This window comes from Nocardia aegles, from assembly GCF_052545135.1.
Window position 1 is genome coordinate 1 of record NZ_JBQWRI010000060.1, and the last position, 610, is coordinate 610.

1 protein-coding gene is annotated in these 610 nt (G+C 66.7%); it reads left to right on the top strand.

Going from position 1 to position 610, the window contains the following annotated elements:
- The coding region (locus ACT89H_RS29445; protein ID WP_445111932.1) for an AMP-binding protein at positions 1–610 on the top strand (610 nt) is incomplete at both ends.

The window sequence follows — 610 nt, forward strand, 5'->3', positions numbered from 1 at the left end:
CCTCGAAACGGCGCAGCCGGTCTGTGTGCTCACGACCACCGCCGAGGCGGTCGACGTGCCGGAAGGCACCGCGGTGCTGCTACTGGACGCTGTGGATCTCGACGGCTTCGACGACAGCCCGGTTCGCACCGAAGAACTGGTGCGTCCGGTGTTGCCGCAGCATCCGGCGTACGTGATCTTCACCTCGGGATCGACCGGCCGCCCCAAGGGCGTGGTGATCTCGCACTTCGCGATCGAGAACCAGATCAGCTGGATGCTCGCGGCGTATCCGCTCGACGCCGACGACGTGTACTTGCAGAAGACGGCGACGACCTTCGACGTCTCGCTGTGGGGGTACTTCATGCCGCTGCGCGTGGGCGCGAAGCTCGTCATCGCCGCCCACGACGGGCACCGAGATCCGCGGTACGTCGCGGAAACCATTGCGGCGCAGGGCGTGACGGTAACCGATTTCGTGCCGTCCATGCTGACAGTGTTCGCCGCGCATACCGCTGCCGGGTCGTGCCCCACTTTGCGCGACATCTTCGTGATCGGTGAGGCGCTGCCGCCGGAGACCGTCGCCGCGGTGCGCGCGGTGAGTGACGCCGCGGTGCACAATTTGTATGGTCCGACC